We start from the raw sequence: 25,654 nt of genomic DNA, 5'->3' as shown, positions 1-25,654 counted from the left end.
TGAACCTGAGAAACCGCTGTAGGAAAGACCTAATGAACCGAAACGGTTAGAGGAGCGGCGCCAGTGATCAACCGCATACGCGATATCCGCAAGCAGAAGGGCCTCACTCTCGCCGAAGTCGCCGAGCGGTGCGAACCCGCCACTACCGCGCAGACAATCGGCCGACTCGAGACCGGAATGCGCAGCCTGTCCCTGTCGTGGATGAACCGCATCGCGGCGGCTCTGAACGTCGAAGCGGAAATGCTCGTGACGAACGAGGGTGAAGATGCCATCGCCGTTGTCGCGCGGCTGACGGTGAATGGCCCCGAAGCGCTCGACACCCCCCGTGATGCCGTTCTTCCCACCGACCTCGCCGCGGGCGGTCCACTGGTGGTCATGACGGTAGAAGCCAGCGCTGGCGAATACCGTCCGGGGGACCAGTTGTGGTTGCGCCAGCACGATCCTGACGAAGCCGGTCGGATGGTCAATCGCGACGTTCTCGTGCCCAAGAAAGGCGGCCGCTTCGCTTTCGGACGGCTGATCGACCGGCGCGGGACGATGGTCGGCATCCTCCCGCCCGTCCTTGGAGAGAAGCAGGTCGTTGTCGACAGCCCGCCGTGGATCGCTTTGGCCGAAATGCTGGTGAGGAAGCTGTGAAGCGCCTGCTTTCCATCGCGACTCTCTATCCCAATGCGCACACGCCCCGTTTCGGTACGTTCGTCGCTCGCAGTTTGGAGGCGCTGGCGGCCCGCGAGGATTGGGAGGTGACGGTCATCAATCCCATCGGCATCCCGCCCATCCCCTTCGGTCATTATCGCCCGCTGGCCGATGCCGCACGCGACGGGCGCGCGGGCGGCGTGGATGTGCGCCGTCCCATCTTCACGCTGGTCCCGCGTCTGTCGGGGCGTTTCAATCCAGGTTCCATCGCGCGCACGATCATGCCGCTGGCAAAGCAGTTGCACGCCGAACAGCCCTTCGATCTGGTCGACGCACAGTTCTTCTACCCCGATGGGCCGGTAGCGGCGTGGGTCGCGCGGGTGCTTGACCTTCCCTTCGCGGTAAAGGCCCGCGGAGCGGACATCTCCTATTGGGGCGCAAAAGCCTATGGCCGGAAGGCAATCTGCGACACGGCGACGCGCGCCGCGCAGGTCATCGCGGTCAGCGAAGCACTTGCAGACGACGTTGCAGCGCTCGGAGTAGCGCGGGACAACATTGCCGTGCATTACACCGGCCTCGATCATGGACTGTTCCACCCCCGTCCGCGGGATGAGGCGCGGCGGGTCTTGGCAGAAACGCACGCCATTCCGGCGGACGCTTCGCTTATCGCGAGCGTGGGCGCGCTGATCGACCGCAAGGGCCAGTCGCTGGTGCTTCAGGCGCTCGCCGAGGTGCCCGATACACGGCTGGTCCTGGTCGGCGAAGGCGAAGACCGTGCGAAGCTCGAAGCGCAGGCCAGGGAGCTTGGACTAGGTGCTCGGGTTCACCTGCTAGGCAATCTGCCGCAGCAGGATATTGCGAGCGTCCTCTCGGCCGCGTCGGCGATGGTGCTGCCCTCAGCCAGCGAAGGGCTAGCCAATGCCTGGGTCGAAGCGCTCGCTTGCGGGTGTCCGCTGGTGATCAGCGACGTAGGCGGGGCAAGGGAACTGGTCCGCTCGGACTCGGCGGGGCGGCTGGTAGCACGCGATCCCGCCGCGATTGCCCAAGGCATACGCGCAACGCTCGACGCGGCGCCTCTACAGGAGGAGGTCGCCGCGACGGTATCGGAATTCAGCTGGCAGGCACACGCCGAGAATCTCGACGCGCTTTACTCGGGGATCATCGGCACGAAAGCCTGAATCACGCCTGCGTGCGGGCAGCCTTGTCCTGCAGCTCCACGGCACTTTCCTGCGGCACGAAGCTGTCGGAATTGACGCCCAACCAGATCAGGATCGGCGCGGCCATGTAGACCGAGCTGTAAGTCCCGACGAAGATACCGAGCGTGATTGCAGCGGTGAAGCCGAACAGGCTTTCCGGTCCGAGCAGCAGCAGCGCGACCAGCACGACCAGCAGCGTCAGCGAGGTCATCACCGTGCGCGCGAGCGTCTCGTTGACCGACAGGTCGAGCAATTGCGCCAGGGGCATCTTGCGGCGTTTCTTCAGGTTTTCGCGGATGCGGTCGTAGATCACGATCGTATCGTTCAACGAATAGCCGATGATGGTCAGGAAGGCGGCGATGATCTTGAGGTCGAATTCGAGCTGGAACAGCGCGAACAATCCGGCGGTCAACGACACGTCGTGGAACAGCGCGAAAAGCGCACCGACGCCGAACTGCCATTCGAACCGTACCCAGATGTAGAGCGCGATGGCGATCATGGCAGCGACGAGTGCGAACAGCGCAGTTTCGCGGAACTCACCCGCGACCTTGCCGGACACGGTGTCGTTGCCGTCCTGCCTGACATTGGGATAATTCGCCTGAATGTCGGAGATCACCCGGTCGCCGATGGCCGTCGCCGCGCCCGGCGTGCTTTCCGCGTCCGCGGGGAGGCGTACGCGGATCGAGACCTGGTTGTCCTCGCCGAAGCGCTGGATGGTCGGCTCGCCGTAACCGAGCGCGCCGATCTGCTCGCGCAGCTGCGGAATCGGGGCCTCGGCGCGGCCTTCGAAGGTCACGCGCACTTCCTGCCCGCCTTCGAAATCCACGCCGTAGTTGAGGCCGTTGATGGCAACCAACGCCCAGCTTGCGATGATCAGCAGGATGCTGACCACGTAGAAGGGCACGCGCCAGCGCAGGAACTGGATGTTCGTATCGTCGGGGACGAGTTTAAGAAGTTTCATGTCTCGCTATCCCTTTAAACCTGCAGGTCGCTGGGCCGCGCCTTGCGCAGCCAGCCGGCGACCCACATGCGGGTCAGCACGACCGCGGTGAAGACCGAGGTGACGATACCGATCACCAGCACGATGGCGAAGCCGCGCACCGGGCCGGAACCGAAGTAGAAGAGCAGCGCCGCCGCGATCACGTTAGTGATGTTGGCGTCGTAAATGGCGCGGCTGGCTTCCTTGTACCCGTTCTCCACGGCCTGGAACACGCGCCGCCCGCGCTTTCGCTCCTCGCGAATACGCTCGTTAATGAGGACGTTGGCGTCGACCGCGGAACCGATCGTCAGGACGAAACCGGCGATGCCCGGCAGCGTCAGCGTGGTGTTGATCACCGCCATGATGCCGAGGATGATGAGCACGTTCAGCACCAGCGCGGCATTGGCATACATGCCGAAGCGGCCGTAGGTCAGCCCCATCAGCAACAGCACGGCGATCGCGCCGACGCCGAGGGCAATGATGCCCTTCCTGATCGAATCCGCACCGAGGTCCGGACCAACGGTCCGCTCCTCGATCACGGTCAGGTCGACCGGCAGCGCACCCGACTGCAGCGAGACGGCAAGCTGCTGCGCCTCTTCCTGCGTGAAGCCACCGGAAATCTGCGCCTGTCCGCCCAGGATCGGATCGTTGATGCGCGGCGCGGAGATCACCTCGCCGTCGAGGATGATCGCGAAAGGCTTGCCGACATTCTGCTGCGTCAGCGTGGCAAAGCGGCGTCCGCCCTCGCTGTCGAAGGTGATGTCGACGACCGGCTCGTTGCTCTGCTGATCGCGCGAGGCGACGGCATTGGTCAGGTTGTCGCCCTTCACCCCGCCAAGACGCTTAACCGCGATGGAGTTCGCACCGAAGCTCTGCGGATCGGCGACGGGAAGCACCTGGCTGCCGACCGGAGCAATGCCCTGCGCGACGTCTGCCGGGAGCGCTTCCAGATCGACCAGCTTGAATTCGAGTTTCGCGGTCTGGCCAAGCAGTTCCTTCAGCGCGCGCGGATCTTCGAGGCCCGGCACCTGCACGACGATGCGCGTGTCGCCTTGGCGAATGATCGTCGGCTCACGCGTGCCCAGCGAGTCGATGCGTTTGCGCACCACTTCGGTGGCGCTGTCCATGGCGGAGGTGACCGCTTGAGAGATACCCGCTTCGGTCGGAGCGATGACGAAGCGGCTGCCGTCGACGACTTCGATGGTCCAGTCGCGCTGCCCGGTCAGCCCGGCGCCGTTGGTCAGCGGCAGGATTTCCTCGCGCGCGGCGTCGACCTGGCTCGCATCGTCGAGCATGAAGGTCAGCCGCCCGTCGCTGGTCGAAACCTCGCCGTGGCGGATGCGCGGCTCGGCAGCGCGAAGGGCGCTGCGAACCGATTCTTCCATGTTCTCAAGCCGCGCGCGCGCAACCTGGCTCGGTTCTGCTTCGAGCAGGATGTGGCTGCCGCCCGCAAGATCGAGGCCGAGATTTACAGTCGGGCTCGGCAGGCTGGAAGGCCATGCCATATTGCTTACCGAGAAGATCGAGGGGATCGCCGCGAGCACGCCCAGCAGCGTCAGGCCCCACAGCCAGACCTTCTTCCAGCGGGGAAATTCCAGCATTTCGCGCGCTGCCTCTTAGTCGTTCGCGGCGGCGGCGCCGCCCGGGGGGATGATGTCACCGATGGTCGACTTGACAGCTTTCACCCGCACGCCCTGTGCAAGTTCAAGATCGACGTAATCGTCGTCCACCTTCACGACCTTGCCGAGCAGGCCGCCAGCTGTGACGACCTTGTCGCCTTTCTTGATGCTCCCGATCTTTTCGCGATGCTGCTTCTGCTGGCGCATTTGCGGGCGAATGATCAGGAACCAGAAAATCGCGATCATGCCCGCGATCGGCACCCACTGGACCCATCCCGGAGGGGCATCCGCCCCGGCGGCAGCGGCTAGAATATTCAGCATTGCGGTGGCTCTTTTTGTCGTTCTGAAATTGCGCGGGAAACTGGGCGCACCCTGCCCCCGCTTCAAGTGCGGCGCGCCTAGCAGCAATGCAGGGGCTAGGCAACGCGCCTTCGGTGGGGCGGCAAAGCATGATTTGCAGCGCTTGCCATGCGTCCAGCCAGCGCATATAGGCGCGCCTCCACTGGATCGGGATGTAGCGCAGCCTGGTAGCGCACCATACTGGGGGTGTGGGGGTCGCTGGTTCGAATCCAGTCATCCCGACCAGTGGAAAATCATTTTCCTACATCGATGCATATGGTTACCCGGCGCGACTCCCCAGCAGTTGCAGCAGCGGAGTATCCCATGGCGCTCATCGAATCCATGATCGGCCCGATCGCTTCCCTCATCGACAAGATCATACCGGACAAGGACGCGCGGGCCCGCGCAAAGCTCGAACTTCTCGCGCTGGAAGGCACGCATGAGCTGAAAGCGATCGAAGCGCGCCTGTCCGCCATCGTGACGGAGGCCAGGTCCGCCGATCCATGGACCAGTCGCGCGCGTCCGAGCTTCCTCTACGTCATGTACGCGATCATCCTGTTCGCCATCCCCATGGGCGTGCTTTCCGCTTTCGATCCGGCAGCGGCCGGCAATATCGGCAAAGGCATGACCGGCTACCTGCGCGGCTTGCCGGACGAACTCTACGCCCTCTTCGGGACCGGCTATCTCGGCTACACCGCCGCTCGGCAATGGGGCAAGGCGAAGGGCATCAAAGGCTGAGTCGGCTTGCAGCGGGCGGTGCTTTGATGCAGCATCGCCCGTCATGGACACCTCCCGCCGTGCGCTGATTCTTGGCAGCATCCTGGCAGGCGGTGTGTTCGCCCTCGGGGTCGGTCCGCCGATGTGCTCGATGGCAACGCGGAGAGGTTCGATGGATAGCAAAAGCCCACCACCGAAGCGCCCCGCAGGAACGCCCGCCCCGCTTGTCGAGGAAGACATCGCGCCAGTGCTCAAACGACTGGAGTCTTGGTACGAGGTCCACCTCGACCCGGCGCTCTACCAGTTCAATCCGCCAGCCACCGAAGCGGCACTGGACAAACTCGAACAGGTGGTCGGCATCACCCTGCCCCGCGCCTATCGCCAGCTCTATCTGTGGCACGATGGCGAGACCGACGACCGCCACGGTCATATCTACGGCCTGCCGATCATCCCGCTCGAATGGGTGGAGGCGGAATGGAAGATGTGGCGCCGGGTGGAGGCGGATTTCGGCAATCGCTACGAAATCCCTGGCGGAAGCTGGCCGGAAGGCGCGGTCGATCCGGCCTATGTCAACGCAAAGTGGTTGCCCCTGACAATCGACTTCTCCGGCAATTCGATCGGCCTGGACTTCGATCCATGGCCCAAGGGCACAGTCGGGCAGGTCATCCTGTTCGGTCGTGACGAGGATGTGAAAGCCGTGCTCGCGCCATCGCTGGGCCAATTCCTCGAATGGATCGCGGACCTGCTGGAATCGGGCAATTTCCGCTTCGACGCCAGCACTGGGGAGCCGATTCTCCGCCTCTTCCGTCTGAAAGACCCTGCGGTGGATCACTTCCACGAAGGCGCGCGCAAATTGCTTGGCGCGCCCGGCCCCTACCTTTGATCGCCATTTGCGCCGCCAAGCCGCTCGGCTAAGGGCACCGGCATGAGCAATCTCGTTTACGTCCTCAACGGCCCCAATCTCAACCTGCTCGGCCTGCGCGAGCCGGAGATCTACGGCTCCGACACGCTCGACGACATTGCCGGAATGCTGGAAGACCGTGCGCGCGAACTCGGGCTCGAAATCGATATGCGCCAGACCAATCACGAAGGGATGCTGGTCGACTGGCTGCACGAGGCGAACGCGATGAATGCGCGCGCCGTGTTGCTGAACGCGGCGGCCTACACCCACACCTCCATCGCCCTGCTCGACGCGATAAAGGCCATTGGCGTGCCGGTGATCGAAGTTCATCTCTCCGATCCCTCCACGCGGGAGGAATTTCGCCACCATTCGTGGGTTGGAATGGGCGCGGTGGACGAGGTGAAGGGCATGGGCGCGCGCGGCTATGTCGTCGCGCTGGAAAAGGCCGCGGCTCTCTAAAACTGCTGCTGACGGGCTTGCCACGCGGGGCCGAGCCGCGCATAGCGACCGCATTTCGCATCCGCGACACGATAACGATACCAAGGGTTCTTATGGCCGAACGCAAAGGCAACGCCGGTGGCAGCACCGGCATGAATATCGACAGCGCGCTGGTGCGCGAACTGGCGGAACTGCTCGGGGAAACCGGGCTCACCGAAATCGAGGTCGAGGACGGCGATCGCAAGATCAAGGTCTCGCGCGGGGGAACCGTGATGGCCGCCGCGCCGATGGCCGCGCCCGTCGCTCACGCCGCTCCCGCAGCCGCGGCGCCGGCACAGGCCGCGCCCCAGGCGGAAGCGCCGGCAGCGCCGCTGGACGCGATCAAGTCGCCCATGGTCGGCACGGTCTATCTCGCGCCCGAACCGGGCGCGAAGGACTTCGTTTCGATCGGCGACAGCGTGAAGGAAGGCGACACGCTGGTCATCATCGAGGCAATGAAGGTGATGAACCCTATTTCCGCGCCCAAGTCCGGCACGGTGAAGTCCATCCTCGTCGACAATGCCCAGCCGGTCGAATTCGACCAGCCGCTCGTCGTCATCGACTGAGGAAAGTACCATGGGCATCAGACGGATACTGATCGCCAATCGCGGCGAAATCGCTCTGCGCATCCATCGCGCGGCACATGAAATGGGTATCGAGACGGTAGCGGTGCACTCCACTGCCGACGCCGATGCCATGCACGTACGGCTGGCGGACCACGCGGTCTGCATCGGCCCGCCCGCGGCGAGCGAGAGCTACCTCAACCAGGCCGCGATCATCTCCGCCGCCGAGGTTGCCGATTGCGACGCGATCCACCCCGGCTACGGCTTCCTCTCCGAAAACGCGCGCTTTGCGGAAATTGTCGAGGCGCACGGCATCAAGTGGATCGGCCCCAAGCCCGAACACATCCGCACCATGGGCGATAAGGTTGCTGCCAAGCAGACTGCCGGCGAGCTTGGCTTGCCGCTGGTGCCGGGCAGCGACGGCGCAGTGTCCGAAGTGACCGAAGCGCAGAAGATCGCTGCCGAAATCGGCTACCCCGTCATCATCAAGGCGGCTTCGGGCGGCGGCGGTCGCGGCATGAAAGTGTGCGAGAGCGAGGACAAGCTCGAAACGCTGATGCAGCAGGCCGGCAGCGAAGCGAAGGCTGCCTTCGGCGACGCCACCGTCTATATCGAGAAATACCTCGGCAATCCGCGCCACATCGAATTCCAGGTGTTCGGCGATGGCGAAGGCAATGCGATCCACCTCGGCGAGCGCGACTGCTCGCTCCAGCGCCGCCACCAGAAGGTGCTGGAAGAGGCCCCCTCCCCCGTCATCACGCCAGAAGAGCGCGATCGCATGGGCGGCGTGGTTGCCGATGCCATGGCCAAGATGGCCTATCGCGGCGCAGGCACGATCGAGTTCCTGTGGGAAAACGGCGAGTTCTACTTCATCGAGATGAACACCCGCCTGCAGGTGGAACACCCGGTGACGGAGGCAATCACCGGCGTCGATCTTGTGCGTGAGCAGATCCGCATCGCCGATGGCAAGCCGCTGTCGGTCACCCAGGAAGACCTGCGCTTCACCGGACACGCGATCGAGTGCCGCATCAATGCCGAAGACGCATGGAACTTCGCACCCAGCCCCGGCAAGGTGACGCACTACCATGCCGCCGGCGGCATGCACGTGCGCGTCGATAGTGGCCTTTACGCCGGATACAGCATCCCGCCGTATTACGATTCCATGATCGCCAAGCTCATCGTCTATGGGCGCAACCGCGAAGGCTGCATCATGCGCCTGCGCCGTGCGCTGGGCGAAATGGTGGTCGAAGGCGTGAATACGAACATCCCGCTGCACCAGGCGCTGCTGGAAGACCCCGACATCCTGTCTGGTGACTACACCATCAAGTGGCTGGAAGAATGGCTGGCAGAGCGGGCGAAGGGCGACTGATCGCCGCCGTCACATCCGCTCGGCGATGAAATTCGCGCCGTCGTGCCATTGCAGCACCATTTTGCCGTCGAGATTGCCTCGACCATGATGCGGTTCGATCGGCATGATACCGGTCTGTTGATGTCGGAAAACTGGTAGCGTGCATTGACCACTTCGGACAAGCTGTTGACCCAGCAACCCGACGCCACGCGGTTCAGAAGCGTATCGACGATGCCATTTGCTTGCGCGTCGCCCGCTGACTGAACCCACTTGGCCTGTAAGGACTATTTTGCGGTAGAGAATGTCGGTGAGCGTCAGCGGGAGCGTGTCGCCAGGCGACCCGTTGCGCGCGGATTAACCCAGCGGCACGCCCGGTTCGTGCTTGTTTGTGCGGATCGTCAGGCTTGTCTTCACGCTCGCAACGTTCGGCGCGGGGGTCAGCTTGCTGGTCAGAAATTCCTGAAAGCTTTGCAGATCACGGCTGACGACTTTCAGGATGAAATCGATCTCGCCATTCAGCATATGGCACTCGCGCACTTCGGGCAGCGTCTGCACGTGTTCCTCGAACGCGCGCAAGTCGCCTTCCGCCTGGCTCTTCAGGCTGACCATCGCATAGACGGTAATCGCGAAGCCTAGCTGAGACGCGTCCAGATCGGCGTGGTAGCCCCGGATCACGCCGCTTTCCTCCAGCGCGCGAACACGGCGCAGGCATGGCGGCGCCGTCAGCCCGACGCGATGCGCCAGCTCGACATTGGTTATCCGACCGTTTTTCTGCAGCTCGGCCAGCAGCTTGCGGTCGATCGAATCGAGATTGGCCATCTGTACTCCCCTGCATCCGCGCAACTGCCGGTCATCTTGCCGACAGAATCACACCATTATGTTCACGCGCAAGCAATTTAATAATATATGCAGGCAATTGTCCCGCTTTGCAACGGCGGGGCCCGCGCAGTTTCCCACGACGAAATCGGTGGTAGCGATTGCGGCTTGCCGCCAGTTCGGTGACCATCGCCGCTTCGCGGCGCCGAACGGGCGGCGCGAGAGTTAGGAACCGGATGCATTTCGACGACCGCCTTGGAACAGTGCTGCGCGCTTCGCCTGATGGCGAGCGGGCCATGCGCACGCAGTTCCTGCAGCTGCTCGATCTGCTGGGCACCGGGCCGTTCGAAGCGGCTTCGCCCACGGTGGCGAGCGCCTTCGCGCGACTGGACGAGCTTTCGCAGGACTTGCCCGCCCCCGCGCGCGAGGCGGTTGTGCGACAGGTCGGCGGGCGCATTCGCAATCCGGCCTTGCTGCTGATGCTCGCCCGTGCGGAACCGCCGGTTGCCGCCGCGGCGGTCGCTGGCGCGCAGCTCGATGAGGACAGCTGGCTGGCGCTGATCCCCAGACTGCCAATCACCTCACGCGGTTTTCTGCGTCATCGCAGCCACACTCCGCGCATCATGCAGATGCTCAGCCAGCTGGGCGTCCATGACTTCGTGCTGACGGGACCGCCACCGGAACCGCTCGAGACCAGTCCCGAAATGGAGGCACCCGAGGCCGAGTCCTCCTCGCCAGAGCCGATCCCGTTCGAGCCTGCGCCGGAAGAGCGGCCCGACGATATCGCAGCCATCGTTCGCCGCATCGAAGCCTTCCAGAAGAAACGCGACAGCCAGCCCGCAGAGGTGGAGCCTCAGGATCCGCGCCTGCCGCTGGACGAGGCGGACCAGTTGCAGGGCCGCTACGTCACCTCCGCGATGGATTTCGCGACCGATGCGGGCGGTACGGTCATCTGGGCGGACCCGAATGTGGCGCCGATGCTCTTCGGAATGTCGCTGCTCGCCCCGCGCTCCGCTAGCACGAGCCATGCCGATCCGCGCACGATGGAGCGTGTGCGCCGTCGCCAGCCGATCGAGGGCGCGGCCGTGCAGATCACCGGATCGGCGGCAATTGCGGGGCATTGGCAGATCGACGCCGCACCGGTCTTCGCGCCCCTGTCGGGCGCGTTCGACGGTTATCGCGGGCGGCTGCGCCGACTGTCCGTGGTGGAGGAACCGGATCCGCAGGAAGAGGCTGCGCGCAGCCAGGCCGACAGGATGCGACAGACGCTCCACGAACTGCGCACGCCGGCGAATGCGATCCAGGGCTTTGCCGAGGTGATCCAGCAGCAGATCGTCGGTCCCGTGCCGCACGAATACCGCGCGCTCGCCGCCGAAGTCGCGGGCGATGCGGCGCGGATGCTTGCCGGTTTCGAAGAGATCGACCGCTACGCGCGGCTCCAGACCGGCGCGCTGGAACTGGAACCAGGCCGGTGCGACGTCTACGCCATTGCCAGCTCCAGCCTGCGCCAGATCGAGCCGGTGCTGGCTGCGCGCGGCGCCAGCTTTACTCTGGACGCGGCGGATGCCGACTTCGCACTGGAACGCGACGCGCGCGAAACCGAACGGATGGTCTGGCGCGTTGCCGCTTCGCTCGCCAGCGCGCTCGACGCCGGGGAGAAAGGACGCTGTTTTCTGGATCGTCGCGAAGGACAGGCCCAGCTGGTCTGGCTGTTGCCCGCCAGCATGGCGCGGCAGGACGACGTCTTCACCGCGACCGTCAGCGGGGGTTCCCGCTCGCTAAGTGCCAGCATGTTCGGCAATGCCTTCGCACTGCGCCTTGCGCGGGCGGAAGCGCGGGCCTGCGGCGGGCGGCTCTATCGCGACGGCGACACGCTGGTTCTGCAACTGCCGCTCTTGACCAAGGTGAACGTGGACCATAGCGAACGGGCCGAGGCCTGAGGCATTTTGCCCTCCGCCTCCTGCGCGACCAAGGGGGGCCAAAATCGCCAGTCTCGACATCACCAGGGCACCGCAGCCAGCCCAACGCGCCAGCTTCGGCGCGGACCCGGTGCCGCGTTTCCTGCTGACGGTCGATGCAGAAGAGGAATTTGACTGGAACGCCGATTTCAGCCGCGATCAGCACGGCATCAAGCACGTTCCCCAACTCCGCAAGTTCCAGCAATTCTGCGAGGGCGAAGGCGTCGTCCCGATCTATCTGGTCGACTGGCCCATCGCTACCTCGCAGCGGGCGGGCGACATCCTGCGCGACGCGGTGGCCGACGGCCGTGCCGAGATCGGCGTGCAGCTGCACCCGTGGGTCAATCCCCCGCACGAGGAGGAGGTCAACCTCCACAACAGCTTTGCCGGGAACTTACCGCGCGCGCTGGAACGCGAGAAACTGCTGCGCCTGCGCGATGCGATCGAGGAGAACTTCGGGGTCAGCCCGCGTCTCTACCGCGCCGGCCGTTACGGTGTGGGCCCGAATACTGCCGAACTGCTGATGGAAGCGGGCATCGCGATCGATACCTCCGTCCGCCCGCACTGGGACTACAGCCACGCGGGCGGAGCGAATTTTCGCGGCCATCCGCTGGAACCCTATTGGGTCGACGGAGAAAGGCAGCTGCTCGAACTTCCGCTCACCACGACGTTCTGGGGAATGCTGCGGCGCCAGGGTCCAGCCATCTATCCCCGCCTGTGGCGAATGCCGCAGATGCGCGGCGTGCTGGCGCGGCTTGGCCTGCTGGAACGGATACCTCTGACGCCGGAGGGGATTTCTGTGGAAGAGGCATTTCGCGGGATCGACATGGCACTGGACGACAACCTTCCGGTGCTGGTGCTGTCCTTCCACAGTCCGTCGATCCTGCCCGGCTACACGCCCTACGTCCGCACCGAAGGCGATCTGGATCGCTTCTATAACTGGTGGCGGCGCGTGTTCGCCTATCTCGAACAGCGCGGCGTCAGGCCGAGCACCGGGGCCGAAATCATGCAGGTGGTGAAGCGCTAGGCGCATCTTGGCTTGTGTTGCCGCGCCGCCCCCACTAGGCGTCACACCGCGCGCACGTATGGGCCGATTCCGCAGGGCTTGCGGTCTGGCCGATACCGGGGGCCTGTAGCTCAGTTGGTTAGAGCTGGCCGCTCATAACGGCTAGGTCGCGGGTTCGAGTCCTGCCGGGCCCACCAGCGTGTCGCGCGCGAAGACCGGTCGGGGAGTGGCGCAGCCTGGTAGCGCATCTGTTTTGGGAACAGAGGGTCGCAGGTTCGAATCCTGTCTCCCCGACCAATTTCGTAAGGGCGAACTCCGTCGGGCGGCGGTTTTGCGTTGAGCCGCGGGAGCGATAGCGAAGGGCCAGCCACGCCGATGACCGCTTCGCCCCTCGATACCCGCGTGATCTGGGCAATTGCCCTTCCTGCCATGGTCACCAATGTCGCCACAGCGCTTATCGGGCTTGGCGATATGTGGATCGTCGGGCGGCTGGATGACGCCGCGACACAGGGTGCTGTCGATGTCGGCGCGCGGTTGTTCGCGGTGCTGTTCACCGTGATGAACTTCCTCAAGACCGGCACCACCGGCCTCATCGCGCAGGCCGGGACGCGAAACGGGGTGCGGGCCCAGGGCGAGCTGCTGCTGCGCGGGATCGCAGTGGCGCTGTGCATCGCCCTCGTCCTTTTGCTGCTGAAGCCGGTGTTGATGCCGCTTCTGCTTTCAGCATTGGGGGCGAAGGGCGAGGTGCTGGCCGCCGCGCGGACCTACGCCGATATTCGTTACTGGACGGCGCCGGGCGTGCTGACCAATCTCGCGCTGGTCGGATACCTCGTCGGGCGGCGGCGGATGAAAGCCGTGCTGTTGTTCGAAGTCGCCTACAACGGGCTCAACGTTGCGCTGGGGCTGTGGTTCGTGCTCGGCCTCGACTGGGGCATAGCCGGGGTCGGCTGGTCCAGTTTCATCGCCGAATATGCGAAGGTCGCTGCGGTCGGGCTGTTCGTCGCGCGCACGCTGCCGGACGGGCTGCTGCAAGGCGCATCGCTGCGCGGCGTGCTTGGCTGGGGTAATCTGCGACCGTTCCTCTCGGTCAATCGCGACCTCTTTCTCCGCACGCTGGTCCTGATGCTCGCGCTGGCTGCCCTCACCCGCCTCAGCGCGGAACGTGGTGCCGTGGTGCTGGCGGCGAACGGCATCCTCTACCAGATGTTCGTGCTTACGGCCCTGCTTCTCGACGGGTTCGAGAATGCAGCGCAGGTCCTGAACGGGGAGCGTGCCGGAGCGGCCGATCGCGACGGTTTTCGCCGTTATGTCGGTGCGATCCTGCTGCGCGGCGCGGGCGTCGCGGTGCTGGTTGCACTGGGGTTCGCCCTGCTGGCCGACCCGATCCTCGCCAGCTTTGCCGCCACGCCGCAGGTTGCAGCCGAAGCGCAGGCGATGGCGATCTGGCTGGTGCTGATCCCATTTGCCGGCGTCGCGGGTTTCGTGTTTGACGGCGTATATGTCGGGGCAAGCTGGACGCGCGCACTGCTGATCACGATGGCGATCAGCGCCGCGGTCTTCGCGCTGGCGCTGTGGCTGAGTTGGCCGCTCGGCAATCACGGCCTGTGGGCGAGCTTCGTCCTGTTTCTCGCAGTGCGCGCTGGCTTGCAGGCGCTGTGGCTGCCGCGCGCGATCAGGCAAGCCTTTCCAATCTAGTTATTCTCGACGCCGCGCACGTTGGCGATCAGCCGATCTTCCAGCACATCGCCATGCAACACGGAGACATCGCCCGTAGTCTCTAGCACCACGGCCCGAACCTTTTCGAACTCCAGCACGTTTGCCTCCCGCAACTTGGCGATGAGGTCGCTTTCGGCAACGCGCGACCGGGACAGTGCATCGTGATTGATCACGCCGTTTCGCATCAGCAGCACCGGCTCGTTCTGCATGATCTGTTCGACCGTGTCGGAACTCTTGCGAAGCCGCGCCGCGACCCATTGCGTCAGGAACAGCCCCACGAGCGCCGCCAGTGCTTGTCCGAAGCCGCTCCACTCCGTCGCCTGCGCCGCACCCGCCGTCACGCTGCCCATCGCGATGGTCATTACGAAGTCGAAGTTCGTCATTTTCGACAGCGACCGCAAACCGTTGATCCGGATCAGCAGGATCACCCACAGCAAGGCGGCGGCGGACAGGATTATCCCCCGCAGGACAATGTCGAGCGTGGTCTGGTCGGTGAAAATGACATGTCTCCCCTGGTGTCAGGGGATCAACGTCACTCGCCCTTGATCGGTCCCGGTTCGTTGGCGAGGATGCCCGTAACCTGCGTCCAGACGGCGACGTTCTGGCGCAATTGCGCCGGGTCGATCTTGTCGAGCGTATCGTCGGGCGTATGGTGCAGGTCGAAATACCGGGTGCCGTCCTGCTGCAAATCGATGATCGCTGCGCCCTGTTCGCGGGCGATGTTGATGTCCGCGCCCCCGGTCGCGACTTCGCTGCCGTTGCTGACGCCGAAGCGCGCGACGGCGCGGGCTAGCCGAGCGTGGAGGCCCGGGTTGCTCGCCTTGAAATTGCTGTCGAAGCGCCAGATGCGGTCCGCGCCGAAATCGCTTTCCAGCGCCACGGCAACAGGTTCGTCGGCATGGGCGGCGGCGTAGGCCTTGCTGCCCCAGAGGCCGGTTTCCTCGGCGCCTGCCAGCAGCACGCGCACTGTCCGGAGACGCTGGTCGCCCTCCCCCGCATGGCGCGCGGCGGCAATCACGATGCCGCAGCCCGCCGCATCGTCGACCGCGCCCGTGCCGAGATCCCAGCTGTCGAGATGGCAAGCGAGCAGCACGGGCGGCAGGCTGAGGTCACGACCAGGAATTTCACCCACGACATTGCCGCTCTGCGTCTGGCCGAGGTTCTTCGGCGTCAGCACGAGCTTCATGCGGATGGGCGTGCCGCCGGCGCGGGCGAACATGCGCTCAAGATTGTCGGCGTCGGGATTGCTCAGCGCGCCTGCCGGTGTCGGAGAGACGCCTTCGGCAAAAGTCGTGCCGCCGGTGTGCGGGGTGCGGTGGTCCTCCGTTCCGATGGAGCGGATGACCGTGGCCAGCGCGCCCTTGCTCGCGGCAAGGCTCGGTCCGGTCCAGCGCGCAGGGCCAGCGAAGCCGTAGCCAGAGCCGTCCTGCGTTGGCGCCATGTCGTGGCTGATGAAGGCGATCTTGCCCTTCAGGCTTCCGGGCGCAGCGTCGACTAGATCCGCGTAGCTGGCGAAATAGGCGACCTCCGCCTCGATGCCCTTCTCGCCGGTCGAGGCGCTGTTGCCGAGCGCGGTGATGTGCATCGGCTGCGGATAGGGAGAAGCGACCCACGCCTTTTCCTCGCCGCGCACCCAGGTGTCCATCGTGAACGGCTCGATAGCGACATTGGCAAAGCCCGCATCGCGCAGCCATTGTGCGGCCCACTGCTGCCCGCGCCGCTCGGCCTGCGTGCCGGCCTGACGCGGGCCGATTTCCGTCGTGATGCCTTCCACGAAGGCGTAAGCGCTCTCATCAGATTGCAGGGCGAGGTCGGCGCGCTTTTCCAGCTCAGGCGGCGGGCCGGTGTCGGCCCATGCGGCGGCAGGGATGGAGAATGCGGCGAGAGCGGCGACGGACGCCAGCAAGGTCTTGCGAGTCATGCGCCCGCTATAGAGGCTGGCAGGCCGGGCGCAACGGCCCGGCCCGCCAGCAAAGAGCTTACCAGTTGATCCCGGCAGAAACGCCGAAGATGCGCGGTTCGTTGACCATTGCAGTCAGATTGTTGAAGTCGATCCCGCTCACTGCCGAAACGTCGTCGGTGATATTGCGCGCGAAGGCTGCGATATCGAACCGGTCGGTGCGGTAACCGATCTTCAGGCCGCCTTCGAGCATCGAATCGTCGCTGAATTCGACCGAGCGGTAGAGGAAGAACTGCACCTTGCTGCGATAGGCCCAGTCGGTGAAGGCATAGACCTCGCCATTGCCGACTGGCTGCGCGTAACCGAGCGTCCAGTTGGCAATCCACTTCGGGCTCTGCGGCAGCTGGTTGCCGTCGATCGAGTAGATGCCGGGGCTGCCGGGGCGCTGCGGGTCGAGCACGGTGCATGGCGCGCCGCAGCCTGCCACGAAGGCGTTGGAATCCTTGATCTCGTTTTCGTTGTAGGAGAGGCCCGCCCCCATCTCGAACCCGCCGGAACGCAGGTTAAGCTCCGCCTCGAAGCCGTAGCCATCGACCTTGTCGGCATTGAGCAGCGTGGTGAAGTTGTTCGCCCCGCCCACGGCGGTCAGCTGCAAATCCTTGGTCGCGAAGTAATATCCGGTCAGGTTGAATCGCGCGATCCCGCCGAGCGTGGTCTTGACGCCCGCCTCGTAGCTCATCGTGGTCTCGCTGTCGGCGACCGAAAGATCGCGCCCGAAGACGAGGCGGCCCTGGATCGACGGAGCGCGATAGCCGCGCGCGATGCGGGCAAAGACGTTGACGTCCTCGCTGACCGGATGGGTCACGGCGGCGTCCCATGTCACCACGCTGTCTTCCACGCTGGTGCTGAGCGGCGCAACCGGTCCGCCAAAGCCGAGGAAGCCGGGACGGGTGTCCACCGGGCGCGAAGCGGTGAAGTCGCGCTGGTCGTCATTGTAGCGCAGGCCCGCCTGGAAGCGGGTGCCGCTGTCGAGTTCGTAGACCAGCGATCCGAACACGCCCCATGCATCGCTGTCCTGCCGCTGCAAGGCGACGGCGGCGGGCGTGGTGTCCTGCGGGTTGGAGAAGTCGAAGCTTTCGATGTCGAGCTTCTCGTTGAAGTAGAAAACGCCGAATTGGTAGCCGAACGGCCCGTCGCCGTTCGACGCCAGCCGCACTTCCTGCGTGAACTGGTCGAGGCTGGGGACATTGTCCTGCGACTGGGCGGAGAACGGGATGACGCCCGGCCCCATTTCGGGCGCAAAGGCATTACCGAAGCCGCCGTCGATGTCGCCGCGGCTGTTCAATTCCGCATTCCAGTAGCTGGTGACCGAGGTGATGGTGACCGGACCCGCATCGTGATCCACGGTAAGCGCGCCGTTGTAGCTCTTCAGGTTCTGGAAGTTGATCGCGTCGGCGCGGACTTCGTCACGTTCGAACTCGGTGCCCGGCCCGCCCAGCCCGATCAGCTTGTTGCTGCCGGTGGCGAAGGCGTTGGCGCGGAAAACGCGCGCGGTGCCGTCGAGATCGCGGTACTGGCCGGTAAGGCGGACGGTAGTGTCCGGTGTCGGTTCCAGCTGGATCTGCAAACGCGCGGCAATCTCGTCGAACCCTTCGAGATCGTCACCACCCGGCTCGTCGATATTGTCGACCCAGTTGTCGCGGTGCTGATAAAGGCCGGACAGGCGCACGGCCGCCCCCTCGCCCAGCGCGACATCGCCTGCGCCTTCGACGTTGATCGTGTTGAAGCTGCCCCAGCTGCCGCGCAGGTAGCCGCCGCCGCTGCCCGGCTTCACGCTGTCGAACTTGACGATGCCGGCGGGCGTATTGCGACCGAACAGCGTGCCTTGCGGTCCGCGCAGGACTTCCACGCGGTCGAGGTCGAAGACCGGGAAGCCCTTCAGCACCGGGTTCTCCAGCACGACGTCGTCATAGACGAGGCTGACGGGCTGCGAGGCATTGAGATCGAAATCCGTATTGCCGAGGCCGCGGATGTAGAAACGCGGGAAGGTGCGGCCGAAAGAGCTTTCGATGTTCAGGCTGGGGACGCGGCCCGACAGCGCGCGAATGTCCGCGCCAGCGCCGGTCGCCACTTCCAGCGCCTCGCCGGACAGCGTCGCGACCGAAATCGGCACGTCCTGCAGATTTTCCTCGCGCCGCTGCGCGGTGACGATGATCTCGCCGATGCCATCGTCGGCCCCCGCCTGCTGGGCAGCGGCGGGCGTGGCGAAGGCCAGTGAAGCGATCAGCGCGGACGCGCCGGACGAAGCGAAACAGACGGATTTGAACGACATGAAACGGGCCCCCCGCTTGGTGGAGTTGCGAAAGCGGCCTGATTCACCCGTTTCGCGCGGTGGTCAAACGCTTCACGCGCCGCCTGCACCGAACGCCCCGCCCGCGTGGCGCAATTGCCACGCGCGCTTGCCCCGGCGGCAGCTTCTGCCTATCTGCGCGGGGATTCCCAATCGCATTTTCATTCCCGAAGGACGACCCGATGGCCGCGCAATACGCCTATGTCATGAAGAACATGACCAAGACCTTCCCCGGTGCCCAGAAGCCGGTGTTGAGCAACATCAACCTGCAATTCTACCAGGGCGCGAAGATCGGCATCGTCGGGCCGAACGGCGCGGGTAAGTCCACCCTGATCAAGATCATGGCGGGCATCGACACCGACTTCACCGGCGAGGCCTGGGCGGGCGAGAACATCACCGTCGGCTATCTGGAGCAGGAGCCGGAACTCGACCCGACCAAGACCGTGCTGGAAAACGTGCGGCAAGGGGCGAAGGAAACCGCCGAGCTGGTCGAACGCTACAACGCGATCGCCGCCGAAATGGCCGAACCGGACGCCGATTTCGAAAAGCTGGGCGAAGAAATGGCCGACCTCCAGACGAAGATCGACGCGGTCGATGGCTGGACGCTCGACAACCAGCTCGAAATCGCGATGGAGGCCCTGCGCTGCCCGCCGGGCGACGCATCGGTCGAGAACCTGTCGGGCGGTGAAAAGCGCCGCGTCGCCCTCACCCGCCTGCTGATCCAGAAGCCTTCGATCCTGCTGCTGGACGAACCGACCAACCACCTCGATGCCGAAAGCGTCGAATGGCTCGAAAACCATCTCAAGGAATATGCGGGCGCGGTGCTGATGATCACCCACGATCGCTACTTCCTCGACAATGTCGTCGGCTGGATTCTCGAACTCGACCGCGGTTCGTACTATCCTTACGAAGGCAATTACTCGACCTATCTGGAAAAGAAGGCCAAGCGCCTCGAGCAGGAAAACCGCGAGGAATCGGGTCGGCAGAAGTCGCTCAGCCGCGAGCTGGAATGGATCCGGCAGACCCCCGCCGCGCGCCAGACCAAGTCGAAGGCCCGTATCCGCAAGTTCGAGGAACTGCAGGACGCGCAGTCCGACCGCAAGCCGGGCAAGGCGCAGATCGTCATCCAGGTGCCCGAACGCCTCGGCGGCAAGGTGATCGAGGCCAAGGGCATCACCAAGGCCTATGGCGACAAGCTGCTGTTCGAAAACCTCGACTTCATGCTGCCGCCGGGCGGCATCGTGGGCGTCATCGGGCCGAACGGCGCGGGCAAGTCCACCCTGTTCAAGATCATCACGGGCCAGGAAACGCCCGACGACGGCAAGATCGAGATCGGCGAGACCGTGCGCCTCGGCTATGTCGACCAGAGCCGCGACGACCTGACGCCGGGCAACAACGTGTGGGAGGAAATCTCCGACGGGCTCGATTACATGAAGGTCAATGGCCACGACACCAGCACGCGGGCCTATGTCGGCGCGTTCAACTTCAAGGGCGCGGACCAGCAGAAGAGCGTCGGCAAGCTGTCGGGCGGTGAGCGTAACCGCGTGCACATGGCCAAGATGCTGAAGCAGGGCGGCAACGTGCTGCTGCTGGACGAACCGACCAACGATCTCGACGTGGAAACGCTCGGCGCACTGGAAGAGGCGATCGAGAACTTCGCCGGTTGCGCCGTGGTCATCTCGCACGACCGCTTCTTCCTCGACCGCCTCGCCACCCACATCCTCGCCTTCGAAGGCGACAGCCACGTGGAATGGTTCGAGGGCAACTTCGAAGCTTACGAGGAAGACAAGCGACGCCGTCTGGGCGATGCGGCAGATCGGCCTACGAGGTTGGCGTACAAGAAGCTGACGCGGTGAGGTTTGGGGTCGTTAGCGGACCGTCCGGTGACGACCCCGTTGCGGACGGTGACGTTTCTGGCAGAATGCCCTGTTATGAAGGTAAGCGTACTGACGGCAGCACCACTATTTCTTCTCATCAGTTCGGGAGCGATTGCTGCCGACCTTTTGCCACTCCGAAGGGGCATATACGTGGAGACTGGAACTCCCTGTAAAGATGCCTCGAACGCCGACACCCTATCTTACTGGGGCGGCCGAAACGGCATAAACGACCAGCAGACCAGATGCGAAGTTGCGAGTTTGAAACAGGATAATTCGACTTATACGCTCAAGCGAGAATGCACATCAGTTCGCTTTGGCGATTCATATCAAGACGACGTGAAGGTCACGATATTGTTCAGAACATCATTCGTGTTTCAGCCATCGGAGGCTCATCGCCTTCCAAGGCGCACCTTTCGTTATTGCGGTTCCAAAGTTCAGTTTTAGCTGCGCCAGCAATGGCTGCTTCCCAGCCGATTCAAGCCACCCGCCGTTCCTCCTCCAGCACCCCGTCGAACGCCTCCCTATTCGCATGAATCGCGGGCAGGTTCTCGAACGTCCAGTCCACCAGGGCCATGACCGGCACCGCCAGTGAGCGGCCGAAATCGGTCAGCGCGTATTCGACGCGGGGCGGGATTGTGGGGTGGACGGTGCGCTCTACCATGCCGTCGCGTTCGAGGGCGCGCAGGGTGCGGGTAAGCATTTGTTGCGAGATACCGCCGACTTCGCGCTTCAGCTCGTTGAAGCGCAGGCTCTCCTGCTCCAGAGCGCGCACGACCAGCACGGTCCACTTGTCGCCGACGCGGCTCAGCAGCTCGCTGACGGAGCGGCAGGCGGGGTTGTTATGCGGATGTTCGTTGGCAGTCATATCGGTGTGACCTGGTCATGAAAATTTGCGTTCTTGAACACTCTATGTGGTCGCATACATGGCCCTGGTCAAGATTTGTGACCGGAGACATGACATGAAGATACTGCACATCGATTCCTCCATCAGCGGCGAAGATTCCGTCAGCCGCGATCTGTCCGCCGCCATCGTCGGCGCGCTCGGCGCAGGCGAAGTGACCTACCGCGATCTCGCCGCAGAACCGCTCGACCACCTGACCTTCCCCGCTTTCGGAGAGGCGGACTCGCAGGAAGCGCTGCGGCAGTTCAAGGAAGCCGACACGGTGGTGATTGGCGCGCCGATGTACAATTTCACCATTCCCAGCCAGCTGAAGGCGTGGATCGACCGCATCCTCGTGGCGGGCGAGACCTTCCGCTATACCGAAACAGGCGCCGAAGGCCTTGCGGGCGACAAGCGCGTCATCGTCGCCATCGCGCGCGGTGGCCTTTATGGCGAAGACAGCGGCCAGCGCAGCGTCGAGCACGCCGAACGCTACCTCACCAGCGTGTTCGGCTTCATCGGCATCACCGCGCCGCAATTCATCATCGCCGAAGGGCTCAAGGTCAGCGACGAGATGAAGGCGCAGGCCATCGCATCTGCGCGGGGCGAAATCGGCAAGCTCGCCTTATAGGGCGATTGCCGGTCCAAAGCTTACGTTTCATTTACCATGTTGAGCCTAAGCCGGAGAAATGCTCTCCGGCTTAGACTTCAAGCCCCTCCGGCCCGCGTGGGCGCTGGTATTTGCGCTGCTCTATGGCGCCCTTGCCTTTGCGTCGCTGGAATACACGCAGAACCAGGCCGGGATCGCTCACGTCTGGCCTTCCAGCGGGATTGCCGTGGCGGGCCTGCTGCTGCTGCAGGGTCGCGGGCGGTTGCTGCTGATCGCCGGAATTGCGCTGGCGAGCGCGCTTTCCAACTACACTTACGGCGCGAGCCCGGCCAAGGCGCTGGGCTTCACGCTCGCCAATATCATCGAGGCATTGGTGGTCGCACGGGTCGCCTGCTCGGGCGATCTGCGCTGCCTGTCGTTCGACCGGCCCGCATGGGTCGCGCGCTTCTGTCTTGGGGCGCTCGCCGGTTCGCTCTCCAGCGGACTGGTCGCGCTGGTTTTTGCAGGGTCGGACGCGGGGGTCGGCTTCTTCGTCTCGTGGGTCGTCACCGTGCTGCTGGGCATTCTGCTGGTCGGACCGGCGATGATCTACTCGGTGCGCGGATTGCGTCGCTGGATGATGCAGACCCGCCGTCGGAATGGCCGCCGGCTCGCACAGGGTGTGGTGGTGGTGCTGTGCGCCGCGGTGGCAGGCTACGCCACTTTCGCGCAGAGCGACTATCCGCTGCTTTTCCTGCCGTTCGCGGTGGTGTCGGTCACCGTCTTCCTGCTCGGTTTCGAGGGCGCGCTTCTGTCTGTTGCCGTGATCGGGGTCATCGGGTCTTATTACTCGGTGCAGGGCGAAGGCCCGGTCGCCTATGTCGAGCAGCCAGTCGACCGCGCGCTGTTCTTCCAGTTCTACCTGATGACGCTGTTGATTTCCTCCTTCCCCGGAGCGGCAATCCTCGCCGACCGCAATCGCCGCGCGGCAGAGCTGCGCAACAGCCGCGACCTGCTCCAGACCGCGGCGGAGATCTCCAACATGGGTCACTGGCGCTATGTCATCGCGACAGAGACGATCGAATGGTCGCGCCAGACCTACACGATCTGCGGCTACCTGCCCGGCCGCGCCGTGACCCTGCACAACGCGATAGAAGCCTATCATCCTGAGGATCGGACACGGGTCAGCGCCATCGTATCGGAAGCGATCCAGAACCAGACCGGCTTCGAATTCGAGGCGCGCGTGGTTCACCCGGACGGCACCGTGCGGGTGGTCGCCAGCCGCGGCGAAGTCGAGATGGAGGATGACCGCGTCGCCGCGATTTTCGGGGTATTGATCGACATAACCGAACGCGCCGAACTGCTCGACAACCTGCAACACGCCCGCAAGGAGGCCGAGGCACGCGCGCACTCCGCAGCCGTCGCCGCCGATACCGATGCCCTGACCGGGGCCGCCAACCGCCGCAAGGCCATGCGCTTCCTCGATGCGACGATTGCCGATGCCGAGGCGGGGGCCGACCGGTTCGCAGTCATCCTGCTCGATGCGGACCATTTCAAGGCGATCAACGACACCTGCGGCCACGTTGTCGGCGATCTGGTGCTAAAGGAAATCGCGATAGCCTGCGACCGCTGCCTGCGCCCGACCGATCTGTTCGCGCGGATCGGGGGCGAGGAATTCCTCGCCGTGCTGCCGGGCGCCGACCGCCACTACGCCACCATGATCGCCGAGCGTCTGCGACAGGCGGTGACGCAAATCTCCCTGACGGAATGCGGGGTCGACGAAATCTCCATCAGCCTTGGCGTGACGGTGTACCAGCCGGGGGCAGACGCCACCTATTTGCTCCAATCCGCCGACACCGCATTGTACGATGCGAAGAATTCGGGCCGCAATCGCTATGCCGTCGCCGCCTGAGGCGTGTCCGCTGCAAGGCAGGATGCCGGGCGCGATTTGACCTGACCGCGATGGTTTGAGACAATGGCCGGGAAGCGACCGCATACGGCGGCGCTGTACCGACGCGCGCATTTTCGCGCGCCGCGAACACGAAATCCCAAGAGGACCACTATGACCACTCCCAAGAGCGGCGACACCGTGACCATCGACTACATCCTGCGCCGCAGCGACGGCGCCGAGGTCGGCAATACGCAGGAACAGGGCCCGCAGGACATCCAGCTGGGGGCCGGACAGATTTTCACACAGATCGAGGAGGCGCTGACCTCCATGAGCGTGGGTGACGAGCAGAAGATCGCGATACCTTCCGACAAGGCCTTCGGCCCGCGTCGCGACGATCTGGTGATCGACATCCCCCGCTCCAACCTGCCGCCCGAGCCCGCACCGCAACCGGGCATGGCGATGCAGGCGCAGCAGCCCGACGGCCAGCCGATGACGCTCTATATCGTCGAAGTGGGCGACGAGAGTGTGAAAGCGGACGGCAATCACCCGCTGGCGGGCGAGGACCTGACCTTCGACATCACCTTGCGCGAGATCAAGCAGGCCGCCTGACGGCCCGCCTTGCGTTTTCCTATTAGAGGGCGGCGGCGCTAGCACCTGACCAGCGCCGCCGCTTACCAAGCCACTGTTCCATGTGTTGCAGGAGCGGCCTGCCAGTGACGAGCCGCGTTGCCTACGATCGCGGTCTCATCGGATACATCGCGGGTTCGGTCCGTTACCCGACCATGCGAATGCCGATCCCCGATACCGTCCGGAACCACTACTGGTCCGCCGCCGTCTTCCTGATGGTCTGCGTCATCGGTTTCGCCGCGCGATGGGCGATAGGCGATGTCTATTCCAGCGCGAAGGCCACCCAGTTGATCGAGGCCCTGAGCCGCGCCGGCCTCTATCTCGGATCAGCCATCGTCACTGCATCGGGCACCATCCTTGCGCTGATGCTGACGCTGATCGGGATGATCCGGCGAATGGACAAGGAATTCGACGCCGATACCTATCGCAGCGTCGACCTGATCGCGCGGCTCGCCACGGCGACGCTGATGATCAGCCTGTTCGTGTTGCTCGCCTTTACCCTGCCGGTGGGCGAGTTCGAGGAGCTGCCCGACGGCTGGTACGTCAGCCTCTACGACGGGTTGTTCGTTGCCAGCGTGGTAATGGTCGGCATGAACGCGGCAACCGTGACCGTGCTTTATCGCACCGTACGCGCGGTCATCGAAAAGGTGACGCCCGGCGAGGACGTCTGATCAGGGCGCTACCCAGCGCCCGTCCCATTCGCCGTCGATGCCACGATCGAACTGCGCGCGCCGGTGCCCGTCGTTGGAGAGGTGGAACCAGTCGGCATGAGCGATTTCGACCAGCAGCACCGCGAAATTCGCGCGCGCCTGCATCAGTTGCGAATCGTTTGGCTCGATCCCCTCGACCCAATCCGGCAGACCGGAGGTGGGTGTATCGGACACGGCGCCCGGCCCTTCTCCCAGGTAACACCGCCGCGCGAAATTCGTGCTTTCGGTCCAGGCCGCATCTGCGATGGGGCCCTCCCGCGCGATCCGCCCGGTGCCGCGCAGCCGTATCTGCACTTTCTCCGGTGGATCGTAGAAGAGAAGTCCGATGGGCGCGCGATCGCCTACGACTGCGCATTTGGGGGAGCGCGCATCGGTGTGGAAGCGCAAGGTCCAGCTGTTCGCATCGAAATCTCGCAATACCATGACCCGCGCATCGGCATCAGCCGTCGCCACCACCGGAACGTGCATGGGGGAGCGCCTGTTGTTCGAACCTTCCGCCAGCCGCCCGGCGAGATCGGCGTGGATCACCTTGAGAACGCTCTGCATTCGCGTTGTCTGC

General features: G+C 64.4%; 24 protein-coding genes and 3 tRNA genes. 18 read left to right on the top strand and 9 right to left on the bottom strand.

The annotated features are described in order from the left end of the window. The first annotated feature begins 63 nt into the window (after positions 1-63). Both ACXYN8_RS05375 and ACXYN8_RS05370 read left to right on the top strand, forming a co-directional pair. Positions 64-636 (top strand): helix-turn-helix domain-containing protein, encoded by a 573-nt coding sequence (locus tag ACXYN8_RS05375; protein WP_458888285.1) that lies wholly within the window; start codon positions 64-66, stop codon positions 634-636. Next, positions 633-1,814 carry a glycosyltransferase gene (locus ACXYN8_RS05370; RefSeq protein WP_458888284.1) on the top strand — a complete coding sequence of 394 codons (1,182 nt, stop codon included), beginning with the start codon at positions 633-635 and terminating at the stop codon, positions 1,812-1,814. Before ACXYN8_RS05375 ends, ACXYN8_RS05370 begins: the two co-directional genes overlap by 4 nt. A gap of 1 nt (position 1,815) precedes the next feature. Here the strand turns inward: ACXYN8_RS05370 and secF are convergent, their stop codons facing one another. The 3 genes from secF to yajC are packed head-to-tail and all read right to left on the bottom strand — an operon-like array spanning position 1,816 to position 4,751. Next, positions 1,816-2,793: a protein translocase subunit SecF gene (secF, locus tag ACXYN8_RS05365; RefSeq protein ID WP_458888283.1), complete on the bottom strand. Its 978-nt coding sequence runs from the start codon at positions 2,791-2,793 to the stop codon at positions 1,816-1,818. A 14-nt stretch (positions 2,794-2,807) separates the two neighbouring features. After that, on the bottom strand, positions 2,808-4,412 hold the full coding sequence (secD, locus tag ACXYN8_RS05360) for a protein translocase subunit SecD (RefSeq protein WP_458888281.1): 1,605 nt from the start codon (positions 4,410-4,412) through the stop codon (positions 2,808-2,810). Positions 4,413-4,427: 15 nt separating this feature from the next. Further along, positions 4,428-4,751, bottom strand: coding sequence for a preprotein translocase subunit YajC (gene yajC, locus ACXYN8_RS05355; RefSeq protein ID WP_458888280.1), 324 nt, complete (start codon positions 4,749-4,751; stop codon positions 4,428-4,430). 187 nt (positions 4,752-4,938) lie between these two features. Here yajC and ACXYN8_RS05350 point away from each other — a divergent pair. From ACXYN8_RS05350 to accC, 6 genes are all read left to right on the top strand, one after another. Then, positions 4,939-5,015 (top strand) — tRNA-Pro (locus ACXYN8_RS05350). 78 nt (positions 5,016-5,093) lie between these two features. Further along, positions 5,094-5,507, top strand: a complete 414-nt coding sequence (locus ACXYN8_RS05345) for a holin family protein (RefSeq protein ID WP_458888279.1) — start codon at positions 5,094-5,096, stop codon at positions 5,505-5,507. 151 nt (positions 5,508-5,658) lie between these two features. Beyond that, positions 5,659-6,369 (top strand): SMI1/KNR4 family protein, encoded by a 711-nt coding sequence (locus tag ACXYN8_RS05340; RefSeq protein ID WP_458888278.1) that lies wholly within the window; start codon positions 5,659-5,661, stop codon positions 6,367-6,369. Between the two features lie 42 nt (positions 6,370-6,411). Then, positions 6,412-6,846 carry a type II 3-dehydroquinate dehydratase gene (locus tag ACXYN8_RS05335; RefSeq protein WP_458888277.1) on the top strand — a complete coding sequence of 145 codons (435 nt, stop codon included), beginning with the start codon at positions 6,412-6,414 and terminating at the stop codon, positions 6,844-6,846. Between the two features lie 92 nt (positions 6,847-6,938). Then, positions 6,939-7,430, top strand: a complete 492-nt coding sequence (gene accB, locus ACXYN8_RS05330) for an acetyl-CoA carboxylase biotin carboxyl carrier protein (protein ID WP_458888276.1) — start codon at positions 6,939-6,941, stop codon at positions 7,428-7,430. 10 nt (positions 7,431-7,440) lie between these two features. Further along, positions 7,441-8,796 (top strand): acetyl-CoA carboxylase biotin carboxylase subunit, encoded by a 1,356-nt coding sequence (gene accC / locus ACXYN8_RS05325; protein ID WP_458888275.1) that lies wholly within the window; start codon positions 7,441-7,443, stop codon positions 8,794-8,796. 333 nt (positions 8,797-9,129) lie between these two features. On the opposite strand, the gene ACXYN8_RS05320 is transcribed toward accC, so the two are convergent. Beyond that, the gene (locus ACXYN8_RS05320; protein ID WP_458888274.1) at positions 9,130-9,594 is read right to left on the bottom strand and encodes an Lrp/AsnC family transcriptional regulator; all 465 of its coding nucleotides are present in this window, start codon (positions 9,592-9,594) and stop codon (positions 9,130-9,132) included. Between the two features lie 233 nt (positions 9,595-9,827). Here ACXYN8_RS05320 and ACXYN8_RS05315 point away from each other — a divergent pair, with 233 nt between their 5' ends. The 5 genes from ACXYN8_RS05315 (at position 9,828) to ACXYN8_RS05295 (ending at position 14,250) form a co-directional block, all read left to right on the top strand. Continuing rightward, the gene (locus ACXYN8_RS05315; protein ID WP_458888273.1) at positions 9,828-11,531 is read left to right on the top strand and encodes a sensor histidine kinase; all 1,704 of its coding nucleotides are present in this window, start codon (positions 9,828-9,830) and stop codon (positions 11,529-11,531) included. 43 nt (positions 11,532-11,574) lie between these two features. Then, positions 11,575-12,576: a polysaccharide deacetylase family protein gene (locus ACXYN8_RS05310; RefSeq protein ID WP_458888912.1), complete on the top strand. Its 1,002-nt coding sequence runs from the start codon at positions 11,575-11,577 to the stop codon at positions 12,574-12,576. A 99-nt stretch (positions 12,577-12,675) separates the two neighbouring features. Further along, positions 12,676-12,752 (top strand) — tRNA-Ile (locus tag ACXYN8_RS05305). 23 nt (positions 12,753-12,775) lie between these two features. Next, positions 12,776-12,852, top strand: a tRNA-Pro gene (locus tag ACXYN8_RS05300). Positions 12,853-12,930: 78 nt separating this feature from the next. Next, entirely contained in the window at positions 12,931-14,250 is a 1,320-nt protein-coding gene (locus ACXYN8_RS05295) for an MATE family efflux transporter (RefSeq protein ID WP_458888272.1), read from the top strand. Here ACXYN8_RS05295 and ACXYN8_RS05290 read toward each other — a convergent pair. The 3 genes from ACXYN8_RS05290 to ACXYN8_RS05280 form a co-directional block, all read right to left on the bottom strand. After that, positions 14,247-14,699, bottom strand: a complete 453-nt coding sequence (locus ACXYN8_RS05290) for a DUF421 domain-containing protein (protein ID WP_458888271.1) — start codon at positions 14,697-14,699, stop codon at positions 14,247-14,249. The two genes, ACXYN8_RS05295 and ACXYN8_RS05290, sit on opposite strands and share 4 nt — an antisense overlap. Before the next feature lie 104 nt (positions 14,700-14,803). Next, positions 14,804-16,192, bottom strand: a complete 1,389-nt coding sequence (locus tag ACXYN8_RS05285; protein WP_458888270.1) for a M20/M25/M40 family metallo-hydrolase — start codon at positions 16,190-16,192, stop codon at positions 14,804-14,806. Between the two features lie 58 nt (positions 16,193-16,250). Next, complete coding sequence (locus ACXYN8_RS05280; protein WP_458888269.1) at positions 16,251-18,503, bottom strand: TonB-dependent receptor; 2,253 nt, start codon at positions 18,501-18,503, stop codon at positions 16,251-16,253. A gap of 200 nt (positions 18,504-18,703) precedes the next feature. On the opposite strand from ACXYN8_RS05280, the gene ettA reads away from it, so the two are divergent. After that, the gene (ettA, locus tag ACXYN8_RS05275) at positions 18,704-20,377 is read left to right on the top strand and encodes an energy-dependent translational throttle protein EttA (RefSeq protein ID WP_458888268.1); all 1,674 of its coding nucleotides are present in this window, start codon (positions 18,704-18,706) and stop codon (positions 20,375-20,377) included. A 496-nt stretch (positions 20,378-20,873) separates the two neighbouring features. Here the strand turns inward: ettA and ACXYN8_RS05270 are convergent, their stop codons facing one another. Then, positions 20,874-21,263 carry a winged helix-turn-helix transcriptional regulator gene (locus ACXYN8_RS05270; RefSeq protein ID WP_458888267.1) on the bottom strand — a complete coding sequence of 130 codons (390 nt, stop codon included), beginning with the start codon at positions 21,261-21,263 and terminating at the stop codon, positions 20,874-20,876. Positions 21,264-21,357: 94 nt separating this feature from the next. On the opposite strand from ACXYN8_RS05270, the gene ACXYN8_RS05265 reads away from it, so the two are divergent. From ACXYN8_RS05265 to ACXYN8_RS05250, 4 genes are all read left to right on the top strand, one after another. Further along, a complete protein-coding gene (locus tag ACXYN8_RS05265; protein WP_458888265.1) occupies positions 21,358-21,909 on the top strand; it encodes an FMN-dependent NADH-azoreductase in 552 nt (183 codons plus the stop codon). Positions 21,910-21,967: 58 nt separating this feature from the next. After that, the gene (locus tag ACXYN8_RS05260) at positions 21,968-23,779 is read left to right on the top strand and encodes a sensor domain-containing diguanylate cyclase (protein ID WP_458888264.1); all 1,812 of its coding nucleotides are present in this window, start codon (positions 21,968-21,970) and stop codon (positions 23,777-23,779) included. Between the two features lie 150 nt (positions 23,780-23,929). After that, on the top strand, positions 23,930-24,367 hold the full coding sequence (locus ACXYN8_RS05255; RefSeq protein ID WP_458888263.1) for an FKBP-type peptidyl-prolyl cis-trans isomerase: 438 nt from the start codon (positions 23,930-23,932) through the stop codon (positions 24,365-24,367). A 104-nt stretch (positions 24,368-24,471) separates the two neighbouring features. After that, positions 24,472-25,056 (top strand): hypothetical protein, encoded by a 585-nt coding sequence (locus ACXYN8_RS05250; RefSeq protein WP_458888262.1) that lies wholly within the window; start codon positions 24,472-24,474, stop codon positions 25,054-25,056. Here the strand turns inward: ACXYN8_RS05250 and ACXYN8_RS05245 are convergent, their stop codons facing one another. Then, entirely contained in the window at positions 25,057-25,641 is a 585-nt protein-coding gene (locus ACXYN8_RS05245) for a flavin-binding protein (RefSeq protein WP_458888261.1), read from the bottom strand. It lies immediately after the preceding gene. Between the last annotated feature and the right edge of the window lie 13 nt (positions 25,642-25,654).

It is taken from the genome of Altererythrobacter sp. CAU 1778 (assembly GCF_054482795.1).
The sequence above is the reverse complement of the archived record's forward strand: the minus strand, read 5'-3'. Positions and strand labels throughout refer to the sequence as shown.

What these genes read in the sequence shown, in the direction of transcription:
- ACXYN8_RS05345 (WP_458888279.1), top strand. Translation starts at nt 5,094, where the DNA reads ATGGCGCTCATCGAATCCATGATCGGCCCGATCGCTTCCCTCATCGAC.
- ACXYN8_RS05255 (WP_458888263.1), top strand. Translation starts at nt 23,930, where the DNA reads ATGACCACTCCCAAGAGCGGCGACACCGTGACCATCGACTACATCCTG.
- ettA (WP_458888268.1), top strand. Translation starts at nt 18,704, where the DNA reads ATGGCCGCGCAATACGCCTATGTCATGAAGAACATGACCAAGACCTTC.
- ACXYN8_RS05245 (WP_458888261.1), bottom strand. Translation starts at nt 25,641, where the DNA reads ATGCAGAGCGTTCTCAAGGTGATCCACGCCGATCTCGCCGGGCGGCTG.
- ACXYN8_RS05260 (WP_458888264.1), top strand. Translation starts at nt 21,968, where the DNA reads ATGCTCTCCGGCTTAGACTTCAAGCCCCTCCGGCCCGCGTGGGCGCTG.
- ACXYN8_RS05270 (WP_458888267.1), bottom strand. Translation starts at nt 21,263, where the DNA reads ATGACTGCCAACGAACATCCGCATAACAACCCCGCCTGCCGCTCCGTC.
- secF (WP_458888283.1), bottom strand. Translation starts at nt 2,793, where the DNA reads ATGAAACTTCTTAAACTCGTCCCCGACGATACGAACATCCAGTTCCTG.
- ACXYN8_RS05295 (WP_458888272.1), top strand. Translation starts at nt 12,931, where the DNA reads ATGACCGCTTCGCCCCTCGATACCCGCGTGATCTGGGCAATTGCCCTT.
- ACXYN8_RS05320 (WP_458888274.1), bottom strand. Translation starts at nt 9,594, where the DNA reads ATGGCCAATCTCGATTCGATCGACCGCAAGCTGCTGGCCGAGCTGCAG.
- yajC (WP_458888280.1), bottom strand. Translation starts at nt 4,751, where the DNA reads ATGCTGAATATTCTAGCCGCTGCCGCCGGGGCGGATGCCCCTCCGGGA.
- ACXYN8_RS05285 (WP_458888270.1), bottom strand. Translation starts at nt 16,192, where the DNA reads ATGACTCGCAAGACCTTGCTGGCGTCCGTCGCCGCTCTCGCCGCATTC.
- accC (WP_458888275.1), top strand. Translation starts at nt 7,441, where the DNA reads ATGGGCATCAGACGGATACTGATCGCCAATCGCGGCGAAATCGCTCTG.
- secD (WP_458888281.1), bottom strand. Translation starts at nt 4,412, where the DNA reads ATGCTGGAATTTCCCCGCTGGAAGAAGGTCTGGCTGTGGGGCCTGACG.
- ACXYN8_RS05315 (WP_458888273.1), top strand. Translation starts at nt 9,828, where the DNA reads ATGCATTTCGACGACCGCCTTGGAACAGTGCTGCGCGCTTCGCCTGAT.
- ACXYN8_RS05335 (WP_458888277.1), top strand. Translation starts at nt 6,412, where the DNA reads ATGAGCAATCTCGTTTACGTCCTCAACGGCCCCAATCTCAACCTGCTC.
- ACXYN8_RS05280 (WP_458888269.1), bottom strand. Translation starts at nt 18,503, where the DNA reads ATGTCGTTCAAATCCGTCTGTTTCGCTTCGTCCGGCGCGTCCGCGCTG.
- ACXYN8_RS05340 (WP_458888278.1), top strand. Translation starts at nt 5,659, where the DNA reads ATGGATAGCAAAAGCCCACCACCGAAGCGCCCCGCAGGAACGCCCGCC.
- accB (WP_458888276.1), top strand. Translation starts at nt 6,939, where the DNA reads ATGGCCGAACGCAAAGGCAACGCCGGTGGCAGCACCGGCATGAATATC.
- ACXYN8_RS05265 (WP_458888265.1), top strand. Translation starts at nt 21,358, where the DNA reads ATGAAGATACTGCACATCGATTCCTCCATCAGCGGCGAAGATTCCGTC.